The 17,409-nt window shown below is 68.5% G+C and carries 20 protein-coding genes and 1 tRNA gene; 11 read left to right on the forward strand and 10 right to left on the reverse strand.

Annotated elements, in window-relative coordinates; all coding sequences use genetic code 11:
• Positions 1–114: 114 nt before the first annotated feature.
• Positions 115–615: a MogA/MoaB family molybdenum cofactor biosynthesis protein gene (locus tag D0D37_RS02770; protein WP_116198905.1), complete on the forward strand. Its 501-nt coding sequence runs from the start codon at positions 115–117 to the stop codon at positions 613–615.
• Between the two features lie 64 nt (positions 616–679).
• Complete coding sequence (locus tag D0D37_RS47080) at positions 680–853, forward strand: hypothetical protein (protein ID WP_167493483.1); 174 nt, start codon at positions 680–682, stop codon at positions 851–853.
• 4 nt (positions 854–857) lie between these two features.
• On the opposite strand, the gene mscL is transcribed toward D0D37_RS47080, so the two are convergent.
• From mscL to D0D37_RS02790, 4 genes are all read right to left on the reverse strand, one after another.
• Positions 858–1,277, reverse strand: coding sequence for a large-conductance mechanosensitive channel protein MscL (mscL, locus tag D0D37_RS02775; protein WP_116198906.1), 420 nt, complete (start codon positions 1,275–1,277; stop codon positions 858–860).
• Between the two features lie 75 nt (positions 1,278–1,352).
• Positions 1,353–2,012: an SAF domain-containing protein gene (locus D0D37_RS02780; protein ID WP_208719765.1), complete on the reverse strand. Its 660-nt coding sequence runs from the start codon at positions 2,010–2,012 to the stop codon at positions 1,353–1,355.
• Positions 2,013–2,141: 129 nt separating this feature from the next.
• Positions 2,142–2,471 carry an FmdB family zinc ribbon protein gene (locus tag D0D37_RS02785; protein WP_116198907.1) on the reverse strand — a complete coding sequence of 110 codons (330 nt, stop codon included), beginning with the start codon at positions 2,469–2,471 and terminating at the stop codon, positions 2,142–2,144.
• An 814-nt stretch (positions 2,472–3,285) separates the two neighbouring features.
• Positions 3,286–3,885, reverse strand: coding sequence for a 5-formyltetrahydrofolate cyclo-ligase (locus D0D37_RS02790; protein WP_116198908.1), 600 nt, complete (start codon positions 3,883–3,885; stop codon positions 3,286–3,288).
• A 24-nt stretch (positions 3,886–3,909) separates the two neighbouring features.
• Between D0D37_RS02790 and D0D37_RS02795 the strand changes: the two genes are divergently transcribed.
• The 5 genes from D0D37_RS02795 (at position 3,910) to D0D37_RS02815 (ending at position 7,952) form a co-directional block, all read left to right on the forward strand.
• Positions 3,910–4,815 (forward strand): UTP--glucose-1-phosphate uridylyltransferase, encoded by a 906-nt coding sequence (locus D0D37_RS02795; protein WP_116198909.1) that lies wholly within the window; start codon positions 3,910–3,912, stop codon positions 4,813–4,815.
• Between the two features lie 95 nt (positions 4,816–4,910).
• Positions 4,911–6,173, forward strand: a complete 1,263-nt coding sequence (gene glp / locus D0D37_RS02800) for a molybdotransferase-like divisome protein Glp (RefSeq protein ID WP_116198962.1) — start codon at positions 4,911–4,913, stop codon at positions 6,171–6,173.
• A gap of 3 nt (positions 6,174–6,176) precedes the next feature.
• Complete coding sequence (locus D0D37_RS02805) at positions 6,177–6,836, forward strand: GNAT family N-acetyltransferase (protein ID WP_116198910.1); 660 nt, start codon at positions 6,177–6,179, stop codon at positions 6,834–6,836.
• 161 nt (positions 6,837–6,997) lie between these two features.
• Positions 6,998–7,807 (forward strand): divisome protein SepX/GlpR, encoded by an 810-nt coding sequence (sepX, locus tag D0D37_RS02810; RefSeq protein WP_116198911.1) that lies wholly within the window; start codon positions 6,998–7,000, stop codon positions 7,805–7,807.
• Positions 7,808–7,879: 72 nt separating this feature from the next.
• A tRNA-Ala gene (locus D0D37_RS02815) sits at positions 7,880–7,952 on the forward strand.
• Between the two features lie 523 nt (positions 7,953–8,475).
• Here the strand turns inward: D0D37_RS02815 and D0D37_RS02820 are convergent.
• Together D0D37_RS02820 and D0D37_RS02825 are read right to left on the reverse strand one after the other, a co-directional pair.
• On the reverse strand, positions 8,476–10,236 hold the full coding sequence (locus tag D0D37_RS02820; protein WP_116198912.1) for a chitinase: 1,761 nt from the start codon (positions 10,234–10,236) through the stop codon (positions 8,476–8,478).
• 98 nt (positions 10,237–10,334) lie between these two features.
• Positions 10,335–10,757, reverse strand: a complete 423-nt coding sequence (locus tag D0D37_RS02825) for a MarR family winged helix-turn-helix transcriptional regulator (protein ID WP_116198913.1) — start codon at positions 10,755–10,757, stop codon at positions 10,335–10,337.
• An 80-nt stretch (positions 10,758–10,837) separates the two neighbouring features.
• On the opposite strand from D0D37_RS02825, the gene D0D37_RS02830 reads away from it, so the two are divergent.
• Together D0D37_RS02830 and D0D37_RS02835 are read left to right on the forward strand one after the other, a co-directional pair.
• Positions 10,838–11,986 (forward strand): MFS transporter, encoded by a 1,149-nt coding sequence (locus D0D37_RS02830; RefSeq protein WP_116198914.1) that lies wholly within the window; start codon positions 10,838–10,840, stop codon positions 11,984–11,986.
• A 57-nt stretch (positions 11,987–12,043) separates the two neighbouring features.
• Positions 12,044–13,012: a LysR family transcriptional regulator gene (locus D0D37_RS02835; RefSeq protein WP_167493484.1), complete on the forward strand. Its 969-nt coding sequence runs from the start codon at positions 12,044–12,046 to the stop codon at positions 13,010–13,012.
• Here D0D37_RS02835 and D0D37_RS02840 read toward each other — a convergent pair.
• The 3 genes from D0D37_RS02840 to D0D37_RS02850 all read right to left on the reverse strand — a co-directional run bounded on the left by D0D37_RS02840 (position 13,002) and on the right by D0D37_RS02850 (position 15,517).
• Positions 13,002–13,889: a carbohydrate-binding protein gene (locus D0D37_RS02840; RefSeq protein WP_116198916.1), complete on the reverse strand. Its 888-nt coding sequence runs from the start codon at positions 13,887–13,889 to the stop codon at positions 13,002–13,004. The genes D0D37_RS02835 and D0D37_RS02840 overlap by 11 nt on opposite strands.
• Positions 13,890–14,078: 189 nt before the next feature.
• Positions 14,079–14,618: a helix-turn-helix domain-containing protein gene (locus D0D37_RS02845; RefSeq protein WP_116198917.1), complete on the reverse strand. Its 540-nt coding sequence runs from the start codon at positions 14,616–14,618 to the stop codon at positions 14,079–14,081.
• A 65-nt stretch (positions 14,619–14,683) separates the two neighbouring features.
• A complete protein-coding gene (locus tag D0D37_RS02850; protein WP_116198918.1) occupies positions 14,684–15,517 on the reverse strand; it encodes a LysR family transcriptional regulator in 834 nt (277 codons plus the stop codon).
• Positions 15,518–15,587: 70 nt separating this feature from the next.
• Here D0D37_RS02850 and D0D37_RS02855 point away from each other — a divergent pair, with 70 nt between their 5' ends.
• The gene (locus tag D0D37_RS02855) at positions 15,588–15,905 is read left to right on the forward strand and encodes a hypothetical protein (RefSeq protein ID WP_116198919.1); all 318 of its coding nucleotides are present in this window, start codon (positions 15,588–15,590) and stop codon (positions 15,903–15,905) included.
• The gene (locus tag D0D37_RS02860) at positions 15,902–16,633 is read left to right on the forward strand and encodes an SDR family NAD(P)-dependent oxidoreductase (RefSeq protein WP_244223355.1); all 732 of its coding nucleotides are present in this window, start codon (positions 15,902–15,904) and stop codon (positions 16,631–16,633) included. The genes D0D37_RS02855 and D0D37_RS02860 overlap by 4 nt, the downstream gene beginning before the upstream one ends.
• Before the next feature lie 3 nt (positions 16,634–16,636).
• On the opposite strand, the gene D0D37_RS02865 is transcribed toward D0D37_RS02860, so the two are convergent.
• Complete coding sequence (locus D0D37_RS02865; RefSeq protein WP_116198921.1) at positions 16,637–17,407, reverse strand: alpha/beta fold hydrolase; 771 nt, start codon at positions 17,405–17,407, stop codon at positions 16,637–16,639.
• Between the last annotated feature and the right edge of the window lie 2 nt (positions 17,408–17,409).

A 17,409-nucleotide genomic window follows, 5' to 3' on the forward strand; every position in this document is an offset into this window, starting at 1 on the left:
GTTAGGCCGCCCGCCCTGGGATGCGCGCGGCCTGCGCGGACCACGTCACCGAATCGTCAGAAATCACCGGGCCCGTGGCGGCGGAGCGGGCCCGGAACCGGATACGGTGTCGGCATGGAACGGAGCGCACAGCGGCTGGGCCGGGCACTCGTGGTGATTGTGGACGACCGGGTCGCGCACGGGGAGCACGAGGACACCTCCGGGCCGCTCGTCACCGAGCTGCTCGAGGAGGCCGGGTTCATCGTCGACGGAGTCGTCGTGGTCGAGGCCGAGACCGCGGCCATCCGCAACGCGCTCAACACGGCGGTGATCGGCGGGGCGGACCTGGTGATCACGGTCGGCGGCACCGGAGTGTCGCCGCGCGACCGCACGCCGGACGCGACCTCGGGCGTTCTCGACCGCCCGATCCCGGGCATCGGCGAGGCCCTGCGTGCCTCGGGACTCGCCGCGGGCGCGGTCGACGCCGGGATCTCCCGCGGCCTGGCCGGCGTCTCGGGCAGCACGCTGGTGGTCAACCTGGCCGGTTCGCGCGCGGCTGTGCGCGACGGCATGGCGACCCTCTCGTCGCTGGTTCCGCACGTGATCGACGAGCTCTCCGGCCTCGAAGAGGTCTGAGCCCGGCCGCTGCGCGGCGGATGTCTCTCTGCACTTGTCAAACAACAGGTGGGACGATGGACCCATGCCGCACGAGGAACGACGTCCCCGCGTGACCGAGGCCCAGCGCCGCCGCCGGGTCGACGAGATCTTCGGCGACGTCCTGCCGGAGACCACGTCCGATGAGCGGGGCCGGGGCCCGGAGACCACGCCGGATTCGTGGTACCTCGAGAACCGGCCCCCGCATCACGATCGGTGACCCCTCAGTTGTCGCGGCTGGAGGGGCCGTTGCCCTGCTGCGCGCGCAGCAGGTCGCGGATTTCGATGAGCAGCTCGACGTCCGTCGGCTCCGCCGGCCCGGGTTCCTGACCGCGCTTGCGCCGCTCCTGCAGGTGCTTCACCGGCAGCACGACCAGGAAGTAGACGATCGCGGCCACGATCACGAAGTTGATCGCCGCGTTGATCACGCCGCCGAAGTCCATGAACGTCGAGCCGTTTTCCTTCAGGATCCGGAAACCGAGTCCCTGCGCCGCGTCGGAACCTCCGATCGAGCTGATCAGCGGCTTGATCAGGCCGTTGGTGAACGCCGTGACGATCGCGGTGAACGCGGCGCCGATCACGACGGCGACCGCGAGGTCGACGACGTTGCCGCGCATCAGAAAGTCCTTGAAACCTTTCAGCACTGCTGCTCCCAGGGGATTTTGGGACAAGCGTCTGGCCGTCGTGAGACAGCCGTCGCCCGTCGGAACAGGGTCGGGTTAGCGGAGAGTAACCGTTACCGGTCGTTCGAGCGAGGAAGCAGCGACCTGCGTGGCAAGCTGCGTCGGCAGCGCGAGAAGGACGAGCGGACCCTTCTGCGGCGGGCCCAGCGCGCGGTTCCCAGCGTCGTCGGAACGCCGGACGGTGACCACCGTGGCCCCTCTGGCCAGCACCGATGCGGAATTTGTGGTATCCGCGCCCGCGACGACGTCAACACGCTGACCCGGCTGAAGCAGCTCGGCAACCGCTGCGTCGGCTAGCCGGACGGCGACCGTGACCGCACCGGGTTCACCCGTTACGGGGAGGTTGTTGCCGAGGAGCCGGACGTCGGTGATGGGTTCACCGGCCCGGGCCGCGCCGGACAACAGCCGGCCCACCGCAGCGTCGGACGCCGAGAGCGCGCCGGACGGGCGGAGGTCGTCGGGCAGCGCGACGGTCCGCACGTCAGCGGCGCGCAGGAGGGAGCCCGCGGGCAGGTCGCGTGCGGAGACCACGGTGGAGGTGGCAGGTGCGCCCCGCGCTGAGGGCGGAAGGAACAGGACGATCAGGCCGACCAGAAGCAAGGCCGCCGCGAGACACCGGCGGAGCAGCCGGGCTCGCCGACCGCGCGGCAGACGGACGTCAGGCAGCGCGGGAAGGCGGCTGAGCAAGGTGTTCACGGTTGTCCCCTCGTCGGTTCCGGTGCGACGGGATGCCGCACGAATCCGACGTTAAGGACGTCGCGAACCGGCCGAAAGGGCCGATTCGCGAACCTGTGGACAACTGGCCCCTTGTGGATAACTCGGGGGTCAGGAGGGCGTGGAAGCCGTTTTTGTCGTGCTCGAGGTGGAGGATGTGTTCGAGGACGAAGAAGACGTCGACGAAGAGGAGGTGGTGGACGACGAGTCGGACTTGGCGCTCTCGGTCTTGGCCGGGGTCGCGGAGGCGCTCGACTTGCTCGAATCACGCGAATCCGTGCGGTAGAACCCGCTGCCCTTGAAGACCACGCCGACCGAGCTGAAGACCTTGCGCAGTGGACCGGAGCACTGCGGGCAAACGGTCAGGCTGGGGTCGGAGAAGGACTGCACCGCCTCGAAGCGGTGGTCGCATTCTTTGCAGGCGTACTGGTACGTGGGCACTGAAGCTCCTTCATGCACTGGCACTCGACCTACAAGAGTGCTAACCCAATTGTGCTGGACGACATTCCCTCAGCGCAATTACCCCTTGCTCACAGTGCTGCGGCGGAAGGGGCGGTGGCGGGTTGGCGCTGGTCAGGACGTCCTAGGCGGGTGCGGCTGGGTGGCTGGACTGCGGCTGGTCCGGTCGGTTGGGGCGTCGCTGGGCTGGTTGGCGGGGCCTGGCGGTGCCTGTGGGCAGGGTGCGTGGGCACCGGTTTCGGCTGCTGTGGGTGCGGGTGCTGGCGTGGGTTGGGTGCGGATGCGTGGGTTGAGCGGTTTGCGTGGTTCGCGCTGAGTGCTGCGGCGGATGAATTGGGGCGGAGTTGGCTCCGTGTCCAGCTGACAGTGCGCGGCGTGCTCGCGGGCGGACTGGGCGGAGCTGGTGGCTCGGGTTGCAGGTCGACTGTGCATGCTGGGCATCGCCAGAGGCAGCGGGCGTTGGCAGAGTCCTCGGCCTCGGCAGACGCTGGCGGTGTGAGGGCACGGGTGGCGGCGTGACCGCTGCTGAGCCTCGGCGGCTGGGCCTCCGGTCCGGGCGCTAGTCGCCGGTCGGGATCTTCGGTGCGGACGGCGGTCATCGACTGGGGCCTTCGGACGGACAGCGGCTCATGGCTGCGGTCAGTTGGTCGCACGGCGGGTCGTGGCTGCGGTCAGTCGGTTCGGGTGAGGGTCACGGCGGCGGCCATCCGCCTCGGGCGGCGACACCGAACGCGGCGGACCGATCGAGTGGTCTTGACCACTCCTCACCAGACTGCGGCGGCGGTCGGAAGCTGGATCACCGGACCGCGGCGGCGGTCGGCAGCTGGATGAGGCCGGAGGGCGTCAGGACCGCGGTCATGGGCACGTCGTGGGGTTCGGCCGGGAGACGGTCGACGACCTCCTCTACGCGCACCACAGCCACGCGGGCGGTGCCAGCCGCGGCAGTCAGGGTGCGGTCGTAGTAGCCAGCTCCGCGGCCGAGGCGGTTGCCGTGGCGGTCGACGGCCAGGGCTGGGATCAGCAGCACCTGCGCCGACGTCGCCGCGCTGGTGCCCAGTCGTGGGCCTGACGGTTCCAGGACGTCGCGGAGGCGGCCGGGGATCAGAGCGTCCGGGCCGGTGTACTCGGCCCAGTCGAGTGGGCCGGGATCGTCTGGGATGACGGGCAGCAGGACGCGCGCGCCGGTCGCGGCCAGGGCGTTCACCAGGGAGATTTGGCCGGGCTCGGTGCCGAAAGGGAGGTACGCGCATACCGTTTCCGCGTGGATCGACGACGCCGCGGTCGCCAGGGCGGCTGCCTCGCGAGCATGGGCTTCGGGGGGCAGTTCGGCGCGGGCGCGAAGGATTCGTGTCCGCCACTCCGCCTTGCTCGGGGTCTCATTGCCCGGCTCGTGCATGAGACCAGGTTAGGCTTTGCGCCCATGACGGGCGCCTCAACCACCCAGACCTTCAGAACCGCCATCGTGCCTGCCGCGGGACTCGGCACGCGATTCCTGCCGACCACGAAAGCGGTGCCCAAAGAGCTGCTGCCGGTGGTCGACACGCCGGGGATCGAGATCGTCGCGGCCGAGGCGGCGAGTGCGGGCGCGAAGCGGCTGGTGATCGTCACCTCGCCGGGCAAGGAAGCCGTCGTCCGGTACTTCGAGGCGAAGCCGGACCTGGAGAAGACGCTCGAGGACAAGGGCAAGACCGAGCTGCTGGCGAAGGTCCGCCGCGGCCCGGAACTGCTCGACGTCGAGGTCGCGATCCAGGAGCAGGCACTCGGGCTCGGGCACGCTGTCGCGCAGGCCGAGCCGAACCTCACCGACGAGGACACCGCCGTCGCCGTGCTCCTGCCCGACGACCTCGTGTTGCCCGCCGGGGTCCTCGACCGGATGTCGGCCGTCCGCGCCCAGTACGGCGGAAGCGTGCTTTGCGCCTTCGACATCCCGAAGGAGCAGATCTCCCCGTACGGCGTCTTCGACGTCACCGAGACCGACGACGCGGACGTCAAGCAGGTCCACGGCATGGTCGAGAAGCCCAAGCCGGAGGACGCGCCGTCGACCTACGCCGCGGCCGGGCGGTACCTGCTCGACCGGGCGATTTTCGACGCGCTGCGCCGGATCGAGCCCGGTGCGGGCGGTGAGTTGCAGCTCACCGACGCCGTCGCGCTGCTGATCCAGGAGGGACACCCGGTGCACATCGTCGTCCACCGCGGCGGGCGGCACGACCTGGGCAACCCGGGCGGATTCCTGCGCGCCGCTGTCGATTTCGCGCTCGAGGACCCGGATTACGGGCCGTCGCTGCGCGCCTGGCTGACCGAACGGATCGGAAACGATCGCCCATGACGGACTCCCTCGATTCCACCCCGGCCATCCCGACCGAAGAGGCCGCGGCGACTGAACCGGTGGTTCAGGCCGTCGCCGCGGCGGAATCGGCAGAGATCGTTGTCCCGACGGAAGAATCCGCTGAGCCCGGAGATTTCCGCTCGGTCGACGAGCAGATCGCGCTGACCCTCGACGCCGCCGTGCGCCCGCGGCCGGTTCGCGTCGCGATCTCCGAGGCGCAGGGCCTGCTCTGCGCGGAGGAGGTCGTCGCCGAGCACGCGCTGCCCGGGTTCGACCAGGCCGCGGTGGACGGATACGCGGTCCGGAGCGTCGACGTGCGCACGGCCGGACAGGAACCGGTCCAGCTGCCGGTTGTCGGCGAGATCCCGGCTGGCTCGCGTCAGCCGCGACGGCTGCAGCCGGGCCAGGCGGTGCGGGTCGACACCGGCGCGCCGCTGCCCACGCTCGCGGACGCCGTGGTCCCGACCGCTTACACCGACGGTCACCAGGCCAAGGTCACCGTGACCCGGTCCGTGCCGTCCGCCGGCTACGTGCGCCGGACCGGTGAGGACGTGCAGATCGGCGACGTCGCGGTGCGCAAGGGCGACACCATCGGCTCCGCGCAGGTCGGGCTGCTGGCTGCGGTCGGCCGCGCGAAGGTGCTGGTCTACCCGCGGCCGCGAGTGTCGATCGTGTCGGTCGGCGACGAGCTGGTGGACATCGACCGCACGCCGTCGGTCGGCCAGGTCTACGACGTCAACTCGTACGCGCTCGCTGCGGCCGCGCGTGACGCCGGCGCCGAGGTGAGCCGGGTCGGCATCGTGCCGGGTGACCCGAAACGGCTGCGCGAGGTCGTCGAAGGACGGCTGCTGATGTCCGAAATCGTGGTCGTCGCGGGCGGGGCGGGCGGATCTTCCGGAGACGAGGTGCACGCCGCGCTGTCCGACCTCGGGCACATCGACCTGACCCGGGTCGCGATGCACCCCGGTTCGGTGCAGGGCTTCGGCAGGCTCGGCCCGGACTCGGTGCCGACGTTCCTCATCCCGGGCAACCCGATGAGCGCGCTCGTGGTGTTCGAGGTGCTGGTGCGGCCGTTGATCCGTACCGCGCGCGGCACCCGCAACCCGCACCGTCGGGTGGTCGGGGCGCGGCTGCTGTCGTCGATCACGTCGACGAAGGGCCGTCGCGGCTACCTGCGCGGCCAGTTGCTCCGCGATGAAGCGAACGGCGAGTACCTGGTGCAGCCGCTCGGCACGTCGGGCGCGCACCTGCTCGCGTCGCTGGCGGAGGCCAACTGCCTCATCACCGTCGAGGAGGATCTCACCGAGGTGGCCGCGGGCGACCAGGTCAAGGTCACCTTCCTCGCTCAGCGCGCCTGATCCGTGGCCGCACTCGCAGACTCGGTCGAAAACCGGCACCCGGGCTGGCCTGCGACGCTCGGCCCACTGCGGATCCCGGCAGGCGTACTCGCCGTGCGCCCGGTGCGGTTGCGCGACGCGGGCGAGTGGAGCCGCGTCCGGCTGCGCGACCGCGAGCACCTCGAGGAGTGGGAGCCGACCGGGATCGGGCCGTGGGCGGATCGCAACGCGTTCTGGTCGTGGCCGTCGCAGTGGGCGGCGCTGCGCGGACTGGCGCGGCGGGGCCAGTGCCTGCCGTTCACGATCACGGTTGACGGAAAGTTCGCGGGGCAGATCACTGTCGGTAATGTGATCCGCGCCGCACTCCGGTCGGCCTGGATCGGGTACTGGGTGTCGTCCGAGATCGTCCGGGGAGGCGTGGCCACCGCGGCCGTCGCGCTCGTGACAGATCACGCTTTCGATGTCGCCGGCCTGCACCGGCTGGAAGCGACCGTGCGCCCGGAGAACAACGCCAGCATCCGCGTGCTCACCAAGGCCGGATATCGGCAGGAGGGGCTGTTCGAGCGGTACCTCGACGTGGCTGGTGCCTGGCGTGACCACCTGTGTTTCGCCGTGACGAAAGAGGAGACCGGCGACGGCCTGGTGTCCCGCCTGGTGGCCTCCGGACGCGCCGACCTGGCCTGACGGTGACTACGCGTTCTAAACCGATCACGCGTTACCACATCCTGTGAGATTCACCTAATGCGGTGATGCATTTTCGTGATCGAACCCGGCGAGTCTGCGCCTCCTGTGTGACTGTTGTGGCTAGCGTGACTACAGCAGAGGATCGGGGGAGGTGACGGGAGATGCCCAGCTCGGTGATCATCGTCGCGCTCGCCGCGGCATGGCTCGTCGTTCTCGTGCCCATGGTGGCTCGCAAACGCCAGCAAGTCGCGCGGACGCCAACCTCCGCGCTGGCCGCTCGGGTAGTGCGAAGGGGCAGTGCTCGCAACGAGGGACAGGAGGACGACGCCGTGTCCGACAACGCGAATCCTTCGGTGGAGGATGACCTCGCCGAACTCGAGGCGGAACTCGACGCTGACCTGGACGAGGAGCCCGAGCCGGAGCCGCTCCCGCAGCCCGCGCGCGCCGAACGCGCCGCCGCGCCGCGCCGCGAACGCCGCAGCTACCGGCCCGGCCGAGGCGGCTTCGACCCGGAAGCGGCGGAGATCGCGGCCAAGGCCAAGTACGCGTTCCGTCAGCGAGTGGTCGTAATCCTGCTGATCGCCGCCGTCGTCACGGCCGCGATCGCCGGATTCGCGCTCTCGCTCGCCTGGTGGGCGCACGCCGCCGTGGACATCGCCCTCGTCGGCTACCTCGTGTACCTCCGCCGTCAGGTCCGCATCGAGGACGAGATCCGGCAGCGCCGGATGGCCCGCTACGCGACGACAGCTCCTGCTCCTTCTTACGAGGCGTACGACTCTTTCGAGGAGGAAGAGGAGGACGTCGAGGTTGTCGCCCCCGAGGTGCCGCGCGACATCGTGGAGCGCAAACCGTCCCCGATGTCCCGTGTCCGCCGCCAGGCAGTCGTGGTCGACCTGGACGACGAGGACCCCGCGTTCGAGGAACTCGCCGAGCCGACCGCGGGCCCGTACCGCCGGGCAGTCGGAGAGTGACCCCCGCTGTTCGGTGCCTGGAGGGCGCTGCTAAGCTTTCCAAGCACTGAACAACAGGGGCTCACGCTCCTAGGGGCTGTAGCGCAGTTGGTAGCGCGTCTCGTTCGCATCGAGAAGGTCAGGGGTTCGATTCCCCTCAGCTCCACAGCAAGTCAAAGGTCCTTTCCAAAATTCGGGAAGGGCCTTTTTGCTGTCCGTACCGCAGTGAAGTACAGCAACGCGGCACGGCGGTCGTGATGGACAGTGGCGTGGCGGGCACCTGCATCTCCGCAAGCTTCCGAGGTTCGCGCCAGCTCCCGCGCTGCGCAAAGATCGTTGGCTGAACTGTTTTTGCCAAACGGCGGCACTGTGCGAGCCGGATCGCTTTCTTGATCCGACCCGTCTAATGCCGCTCGATTCGAACACTCAACGCACGCACGATGCGTTGCGCGGACTCGTCGAGCGAGAGACCTTCGGCGGCAAGGGCATCGACAGCGAGCTGAATCGGGTCAGCGGGAAGGTTCCGACCGACTCGGCGCACAGGCGTTCGCGGAGATGATTCGGCCCGCCAGCGGCGAAGTCAGAGTTTGTCGACGGAGCGGGGTATGTCCTCAAGCACAACCGGGTGGCGATAGCTAGGTTCCCCGGCGGGCGAATAGACCGCCGGGGTCTCTGCCGCGGTTACGGGCTCAGCCGAGTCCGTCCAGGAATGGGCGGTGTGCGTTCTGGAACGCCCACCCGTAATACCGATCCCAGTTCACCGACCAAGTCATCAGCCCCCGCAGCGCGGGTGAAGGCCCGCCGCGCAGGGTGTATGAGCCGCAGCCGGTTCCGTGGGCTAGGCAGGTTACGGCGCTTTGGACTTCGGGCGGGGAGACGTAGCCGTTTCCTGCGCTGACAGCCGCGGGCAGGCCGACGGCGATTTGGTCCTCGCGGAGGCCTGGGAAAGTCTGGCCGGTGTTCGCGACTTTGAAGCCGGACTTCAGCATGTCGGTCATCGCGATCAGGAAATCCGCGCCGCCCATGGTGTGGTACTGGTTGTCCAATCCCATGACCGGGCCCGAGTTGTAGTCCTGGACGTGCAGCACCGTCAGCGAGTCACGTAAGGCATAGATCACCGGGAGGTAGGCACCCGTACGGCTGTCGCCACCGCCGGCGCCGCCGTAGAACTGGTAGCCCACCTGGACGAAGAACGTTTCGGGGGCCATCGTGAGGACGAATTTGGCTCCGTAGCGGGCTTTCAGGGTCTTCAAAGCCGAGATCAGGTTGACGATCACCGGCGTGGTCGGGTTGTGGAAGTCCGTGTCGCCCGAGTTCAGGGACAGCGACTGGCTTTCGAAGTCGACGTCCAGGCCGTCCAAGCCGTATTTGTCGATGATCGCCGCGACTGAGTTGACGAAGTTGTCGCGGGCGGCGGTGGTCGTCAGCTGGACTTCGCCGTTCTGGCCGCCGATCGAGATCAGGACCTTCTTGCCCTGCGCCTGCTTCGCGCGGATCGCCGCGATGAAGTCGGCGTCGCTTTCCACGCCTGGGCATTCGGTGGTCGCGCAGCGGTTGAAGCGGACGTCGCCTGAGGTCACCGACGTTGGTTCGGCGAAGGCTAGGTCGATGATGTCCCACGCGGCCGGGACGTCGGCGAGCTTCAGGTAGCCCGAGCCGTTCGCGAAGCTTGCGTGGACGTAGCCGATCAGGGCGTGTTTCGGCAGGCCGGTGCTGGTGCAGCCGCTGGTGGTCGCGGAGACTGCGGGGGTGTGGGCGGATTCAGCCTGGTCGTTGTACGCGGTGACCGAGTAGCTGTGCGAGGTGCAGGCGGTCAGGTCGGAAAGCGTCGCGGACGTACCGGTCACGGTGGCGCGCAGGGTGTTGTCTTCGTAGACGCGGTAGCCGGTGACCGTTCCCGCGGCAGCGCCCCAGTTCAGGGCGATCGACGTGTTGGTCACGGTGCCGACGGTCGGGTTTCCGGGGACGCCGGGTGCGCCGGGGGTGTCGCCGCCGGGGCCGTCTAGGACTACGTCGTCGGCGTAGTACGTGCCGGCACCGTACCAGCCGTGCAGGTACAGCTCTGCGGACGTCTGGTTCGCGGTGGTGGTGAAGGACAGCGAGAGCTGGCTGTACGCGGAGGCGTTCGTCCAAGTGGAGGAGCCGCCGGTGACGCCAAGGTAGACCGGCGCGCCTTGGACCCAGGCGGAAACCGAGTAGGTCGTGCTTGGGCGCACGGATACGGTTTGGGTGCATTGGCCCTGGTCGGAAGCGCCGGGAGTGACGGCTAGGGCGTAGGTTCCCGAATGCACTGGCATCTTCACGGCCGCACCCGCTGGGCAGGTCCAGCCGGAGGTCGAACCGGCTTCGAAACCGGGGTTGGCGAGCAGGTTCGCCGCTTGCGCTGGCCCGCCGACGACAAGTCCGGCTGCGGCTAGCAGGAGCACGACGAGGAAACGAGCACGCTTCATTGCGGTTCCTCCGGTCCGATGCGACCCCCGTGCTCGATATTGTCTAGACCACTCCTCAAGTTGTCCAGACCTATTTGACCGACGAAAGTCGGCTTTCCTCAGGCCGTGCTGTCCGGCGTCAGTGCGCGGAGCAGGTCGTGCAGGGATTCCTGCTGTGCGGGGCTCAGCGGCGCCAGCGGGGAGCGCGCGTCCAGATGGCGCAGTGCTTCGGTGCGGCGGCGTTTGCCCGCAGGAGTCAGCACGATCTGCTTCGCCCGGCGGTCGGCGGGGTGCGGCTGGCGCTGGATCAGGTCCTGCTCTTCGAGCCGATCCAGGACGAAGGTGGCGTTCGAGGCCTCGCACACCATCCGGGCGGCCAGTTCGCGGGCGGTGATCGGCTCGGACAGCTCGCGCAGCGCGATCACCTGGCTCGGCGTCAGGCCCATCTGCTCGGCCACGCGACGCACGTGGACGTCCAGCGTGTGCGCGAGGTGGTGGACGAGCTTGCATACGTCGCGGTCCACGCCCGGAGTCCCTGCCATATCCGGAAGTCTAGCGGAACTGATTCGAGTTGTGATAGTTCTAGTTCGAATCATTCGAACTAGAACTACTGTGGGGTGTCGTGCCGCTCTCGGTTTTTTCCTTGCTGCTCGTTGTTTTCAGCCTCACCACCGGCGAGTTCGTGATCGCCGGGATCCTGCCTGACGTCGCCGCCGGGTTGTCGGTCTCGGTGGGGTCGGCTGGACTGCTCGTCACCGCCTACGCGGTCGGGATGATCGTCGGCGGGCCGCTGGTCACGCTGGCTACCGCGCGGGTCCCGCGCAAACCGCTCATCGCCGGGCTGATCGTGGTGTCCATGGTGGGCAATCTGGGGTCGGCGTTCGCTCCGGGCTACGCGCTCGCGGTCGTGTCGCGGTTCGTCGCCGGGCTGGTGGTGGCGACGTTCTTCGCGGTCGCGATCGCGACCGTGGTGTCGATGGCGCCGCCGGGAAAGGCGGTTTCGACCATCGCGAAGGTGACCATGGGGTTGAACCTGGGCATCGTCGCGGGCAGCCCGCTCGGCACCGTTCTCGGCCACCATCTTGGCTGGCGGGCGACTTTCGGGGCGGTCGCGGCAATCAGCGGGATCGCGCTGCTGCTGGTGCTGCGCTTCGTTCCCGCGCAGGCCGCGACCGGGTCGGTGCGCGGGGAGTTGCGGGTGCTGGCCGATCGCGACGTCTGGCAGGCGATCGGCCTGACCGTGCTCGGCAATGTGGGTGTGGTGACTGTTTTTACCTATATCGCGCCATTGCTCACCGACGTCAGCGGATTCAGCAGCGAGCTGCTTCCGGTGCTGCTGGTTTTGTACGGGGTCGGCGCGGTCGCGGGCAACTACCTCGGCGGGCGGTGGGCGGACAAGGCGCTGCTGCCGTCGTTGGCTTGGATGCTGGCGGCGCTGGTGGTGGCACTGGCGGCGGCTTGGCTGGGCAGTCCGGTCAAACCGGTGATGATCGGGCTGGTGTTCGTGCTCGGGATGCTTGCCTTCGGGATCGTCCCGGGAATGCAGGCGCGGGTTATCGCCGCGGGGAGCAGCGCTCCGACGTTGGCGGTGGCGGTCAACGCGTCCGGGTTCCAGTTGGCTGCCGCGGTGGCGGGACTGCTGGGCGGGCAGGTGATCAGCCGTGAGCCGCAGTCGATTTATCTGCTGGCCGCGGTCCTCACCGTGGCTGGCCTGGGCATCGCGCTGCACGCGCTTCGCCGGGAGCGGCTGAGTACCGACTCGCGTCGGTAATTCCCCACGATCTTCGGCGTTACAGTGACCAGGCGAGGGGTTGCGGCCGGAGGAGTCATGGAGCTGGAACTGCGCCACCTGCGCGCGCTCGTGGCCATCGCCGACGCGCACAGTCTCGTCCGCGCGGCCAAGACGCTGCACGTTTCTCAGCCGGCGTTGTCCGGGTTGCTGCGGCGCGTCGAGCGGTCGGTCGGCGGGAGCTTGTTCGCGCGCTCGCCGACGGGTTGTGTGCCGACGGCGCTCGGGGAGGACGTGGTCGCGGACGCGCGCGCGGTGTTGGCGGGGATGTCGGCGTTGACCGAACGGGCTGACGCGCGGCGGGAGTCGGCTGGGGCGGTGCGGGTCGGCGGGTACAGCGGGTTCTTGCATCTCGCGTTGGCGAGGTGGTTGCGGGATCAGCCGTGGTGTCCGTCGGTTCGGGTGCACGAGGAGCAGGACGAGGCTCGTACGCTGGCGGCGCTCGCGGACGGTGAACTTGATCTCGCGCTCGTTTACCTTGCGCCGCTTCCGGATCGGGTCTTTCCGGAAGGCGTCGAGAGTGTCGTGCTGCAGCCGCGGGAGCCGGTTTTCGTGATTCTGGCGGAAGATCATCCGCTGGCCTCGGTCGGGGAGATACCGCTGGAGGAGCTTGCCGCGTATCCGTGGGCGGATGATCCGCCGTGGACGACTCGGTGGTCGGTGTACTTGCAGGAGGTCTGCCGACAGCGCGGGGTCGTGCTCGATCAGCCGCATCGGCCGCAGTGTCTGGCTACCTTGCTGGACTTGGTGCGCGAGGGGATGGCGGTCGCACCGGCGTTGGCGACTCGGGAGGATCGGCAGGGCGGGATCGTGGTGCGGTCGATCGAGGACGCGCCGCTGTGGCAGGAGCTGCGGTTGTGCTACCGGCCGGGCACGGCGGTCGCGGATCGGATCGGCGAGATATCTCAGAAGGTGGCCGGTGATTACGCCAACCGGCAGGGGTGCAGTGCCGCGTTTGACCGCTGGTGGCACGCACTCCTGCCGGCCGGGGCTGGGCCTAGACGGTGACGCGCCAGTTGCTGTTCGGCGTCGGTACCTCGAACTGCAACGACGAGCAGCTGTAGTCGCTGGGGTTCGGGTTGGCGGTCGGCTGCAACGGAGAGTTCGATTCCGTCGCCGGCGTCCACTGGCCGCCGATGCGCAGCTGCAGCTGGCTGGATTCGAAGACCTTGCCCTTCGCGTCCGAGCAGTAGTAGGCCTGGCCGGTCGACGGGTCGACGGTCGAGTACAGCTCGAAGATGTCCCAGCCCTCGTTGAGGGTGCTCTGGTCGCTGCCGCTCTGGGTGAACAGGTCGTCCCACTTGCCGGTCTTCACGTTGTAGAGCGAGGCCGTCCAGCTGTTGGCGCCCGCGTCGGTCTGGACTTCCTGGACGGTGAACGCCGGATGTCCGTCCACTGTGGACGTGTAGTTGGAGAGGAACGAGCTGTCCAGCGGGACTACCTTCGCGGGTCCGACTGTCCCGCACCAGTCCCAGGCCCAGACCTGACCGCCTTGGTCGAGTCCGTACGCGGTGACGACTTCGATGCAGGAATGGCCGGTGGGCTTGACGGTCGGGGCGTAGACGACGTCCGCGCTGTTCGAGAGGCGGAGGTCGGGGACGACACTGTGCGTGACGAGAATTCCGTCCGCGCCGCTGGACAGCTGCGGTTCGGGGCCCCAAAAGGTGTGCGTTTGCGCGTCGATCCGCGGTTTGACGCGGCGACCGGCCTTTTCGCGGCGCAGTTGGAGGAACTTGTCCGCCGCGGTCCCGGCGGCGGCTTTCGCGGCGGCACCGGTCAGCCCGGGCACCACCCCGCTGTCCGGGGCCGCGGAAACCGGCGGGCTGCCGGCGACGACGGCCGCGGCCGCCAGGGCGGAAGTGAGCAGGGCAAAGAGTTTCCGCATCGATGCATCTCCTCGTCGTGAGCGAAGGAAACGCGCGGAGGGAAAAGGGTGTCCGTCCGCGGGACACGGATGTTAAGACGGGGTTTTTGGTGCTAGGCACCGACTTTCGACGGTGTATTCGGATCAGTGCAGCTCAGCGAGGGCATAGGTTTTCCCTCGGGTCGCGGGTTATGCCGCCAAGTGGAGCAATCAGCGCGGCTGGGCCCGGACGCGGATGCGTTCGCCCTGTTTGCCGAACAGGCTGAGGATTTCGACCGGGCCGTCGCCGGTGCTGCCGAACCAATGCGGAATCCGGGTGTCGAATTCGGCCACCTCGCCCGCTTTGAGGACGACGTCGTCCTCGCCGAGGACGAGCCAGCCCTTGCCGCTGAGCACGTAGAGCCATTCGTGGCCGGGGTGCGTGCGCGGGGCGGGCTCGCATCGGGTGGCGTCGAAGATCATTTTGAGCGATTGCAGCCGGCCGGGTTGCCGGGTGAGCGGCACGACGGTCCGGTCGCTGCGGGTGACCGGTTGCAGCGGGGAGGTGCCGACGAGTTCGTCGAGAGGGATCCGGTGGGCGCGGGAGAGGGGGAGCAGCAGTTCGAGAGTGGCCTTGCGCTGGCCGGATTCGAGGCGGGAGAGGGTGCTGATGGAGATGCCGGTCGCGGTCGACAGCTCGTCCAGGGTGCGGTTCCGTTGCCGCCGGAAGTGCCGGAGCCGGGGGCCGATCCCGGCGATGATGTCCTCCACCAGACCAGCATGACACTCCTGGCCGCGGGACTGAACGCAATTAGTCCGGCAGGCGACGCTGGGCTTCACCGAACCGAATCGAGCGCCGCGCTCACGAATGAAGCCACCTGCGGCCGCCGGTCCTGCTCGTTCCAGGCGAGCACCAGTTGACTGGGCGGAGCATCCTCGATCGGCACGCAGACGACGCCCGGCGGGACCTGGTCGACCAGCGAGCGCGGCAGCACCCCGATCATCCGTTCCAGCGAGATGAGATGCAGCAGCTGGACCACGTCGGCCACCTCCGGTCCCGTTCCTTCGACCCCGGGCACGCCTTTCCACGACGGCATCGTTTCTCCGTCCAAATCGGACAGCCGAACCGCTGGGTGCTGGGCCAGCCGGTGCGCGGCGGGGACGATGGCTACCCGGTTTTCGGCATGCAGGATTTCGTAGGCGAGCCCGGTCAGGTCGTCGAACGGGATGAACAGGAGGCCGACGTCCGCGCGTCCGCTGAGGAGGAAATCGGTGCGGTCGGCGGGGCCGCTGAACAGGATGTCGACCTGGTGGGCCTCGGGATGATGGGAGTATTCGGCGAGGATTCCGGACAGCAATCCGGCGTCGCCGCCCGGTTTGAGCACCAGGCGCAGGTGGCTCTCACCGGCGCGGCGGGCGTTGCGGGCGGCGGCGCTGACCGCGTTGAGCGCGTGTCGTCCGTGTTCCTGCAGCGCCTCGCCGGCCGCGGTCAGTTCGACGTGGCGGCTGGAGCGGGCGAACAGTTGCACGCCGAGCCGTGTTTCGATGCGCTGGATCGCCTTCGACAGCGCTGGCTGGGCGATCGACAGTCGCACGGCGGCGCGGCCGAAGTGCAGTTCGCTGGCGACCGCCAGGAAGTACTCGAGTTCGCGCGTCTCCAGCTCAGCCATGCCTCCAGGTTATCGCTAAATAGCGAACCGGTCTTGGACGTCCGGCCGAAAGCCGGGCAAAACTTGAAGCATGATCACGCACACGATGATTGTTTCGTTCGACCAGCCGGTCCCTGACCCTGAGCTGGATCAGTACCTCGGCGATATCAAACAGGCCATGCTGGCAACCGGGTTCGCCGAGTCGGTCGAGACCCGCCGCCACCTGCCGATCCCTGGTGAGGACGCCATCCCGGCGCTCATCGCGTCGGCGATCGTCCAGGTCACCGTCGCCGACCTCGACACCCTGGCCAAGAGCTTCACCGCGCCCGAACTGCACGAGGTGATCGAACGGTGGCAGGCGCGGCATTCGTACCGCGTGGCCTGGGCGAACCACGAGTCTCTCTCGTGAACAGGCGAAGCGGGCTCGTCGCCGGAGCGGGCAGCGGGATCGGCCGGGCGGCGGCGATCGAGTTCGCCCAAACCGGGGCAGCGGTAGCCGTGCTGGACATCGACGAAGCCGCCGCAGCGGAGACCGTCGAGCTGATCAAGAAGGACGGCGGGGAAGCGCTGGCCGTCCGGGTCGACATCGGCGATGAGCGTTCGGTGCAGGACGCGGTCAAGCAGACGGTCGAGGCGTACGGCGGGCTCGACTTCGCGGTGAACAACGCCGGTTTGTCGTCCCACAAACGCGTCGACCAGCTGACGCTCGCCGAGTTCGAGCGGGTCGTGCAAGTGAACCTGTCCGGGACCTTCCTCTGCATGAAGTACGAACTGCCGCACCTGAAGGGCGGCGCGATCGTGAACGTCGCGTCGAACGGCGGGCTGTACGCGATTCCGAATGCTCCGGCTTACGTCGCAGCGAAACACGGCATCGTCGGCCTGACCAAGGTCGCGGCGGTGGACTACGCGGCGGACGGCATCCGCGTCAACGCGGTGTGCCCGGGGCCGACGCGGACGCCGGGGTTCGACAAATGGGCCGGCGACCCCGGCATGATCGCCCGGCAGGAAGCGATCACTCCGCTCGGCAGGCTGGCCACGCCGGAAGAAGCCGCCGCGGCCGTGGTCTGGCTTTGCTCGGACGCCGCGTCGTACATCACCGGGACCACGCTGTCGGTCGATGGCGGACGACGGGCGTAGTTCCTAGAGTTCCCCGGTCAGGAGTTTGGCGGTCTCCGCCGGGGATTCGACGTGGAAGTGGTGGCTGCCGAGGTCGACAAGTTCGATCCGGACCCGGTCGCCGTAGCGGTCGATCGCCTCCTGGGCGATGATCGAGCGCACGGCGAACAGCACGACCGGCTGGGCGGCTTCGCGCAGCGCCGCGTCCATGTCCCAGCGCGCCAGGCCTTCGAGCGAGTGCAGGCCGGCGGGTTGGCGTACGGAACCCATCTTCTTGATATACGAGTCCACTAAGGACGGATCGGTGCCTTCGGGCGAGCCGGCCTCGACCATCCCGCGCATCGCCCCGGCGAAGTCCTCCCGGAACGGCCGCAGCAACTCCTGGACGTTCTCCTCGCTCTGCGCGGGGAACAAGCTCAAGTAGTGCACCGCATCGAGCGCGATCACCTGGGTGACCGTGTCCGGAAGCTGGCGTGCGGTCTCGATGGCGACCGCTCCGCCGAGCGAATGTCCGGCTACGACGGAGGAATCGACCGACTCGGCGGCCAGTACGGCGGCTACGTCGCGAGCGAATTCCTCCATGGTCCACGTGTCGCGATCCGACCGTGAGTCGCCGTGCTCGGCGAGGTCGACGGCCAGTACGCGGACACCGGACGGGAGATGCTGGACGATCGTGTCGAAGTCCCCGCGGTCACAGCCCCAGCCGTGGATGAGCGTCAGCGCGGGACCGACGGCAGGACCGGTTGCGGTGTAATGGATTCTCGTGCCGTCCGGACGGCTGGTTTCGCGATTCACGG

This window comes from Amycolatopsis circi (assembly GCF_003385235.1).
In the GTDB taxonomy this organism is placed as follows: Bacteria; Actinomycetota; Actinomycetes; order Mycobacteriales; family Pseudonocardiaceae; genus Amycolatopsis; species Amycolatopsis circi.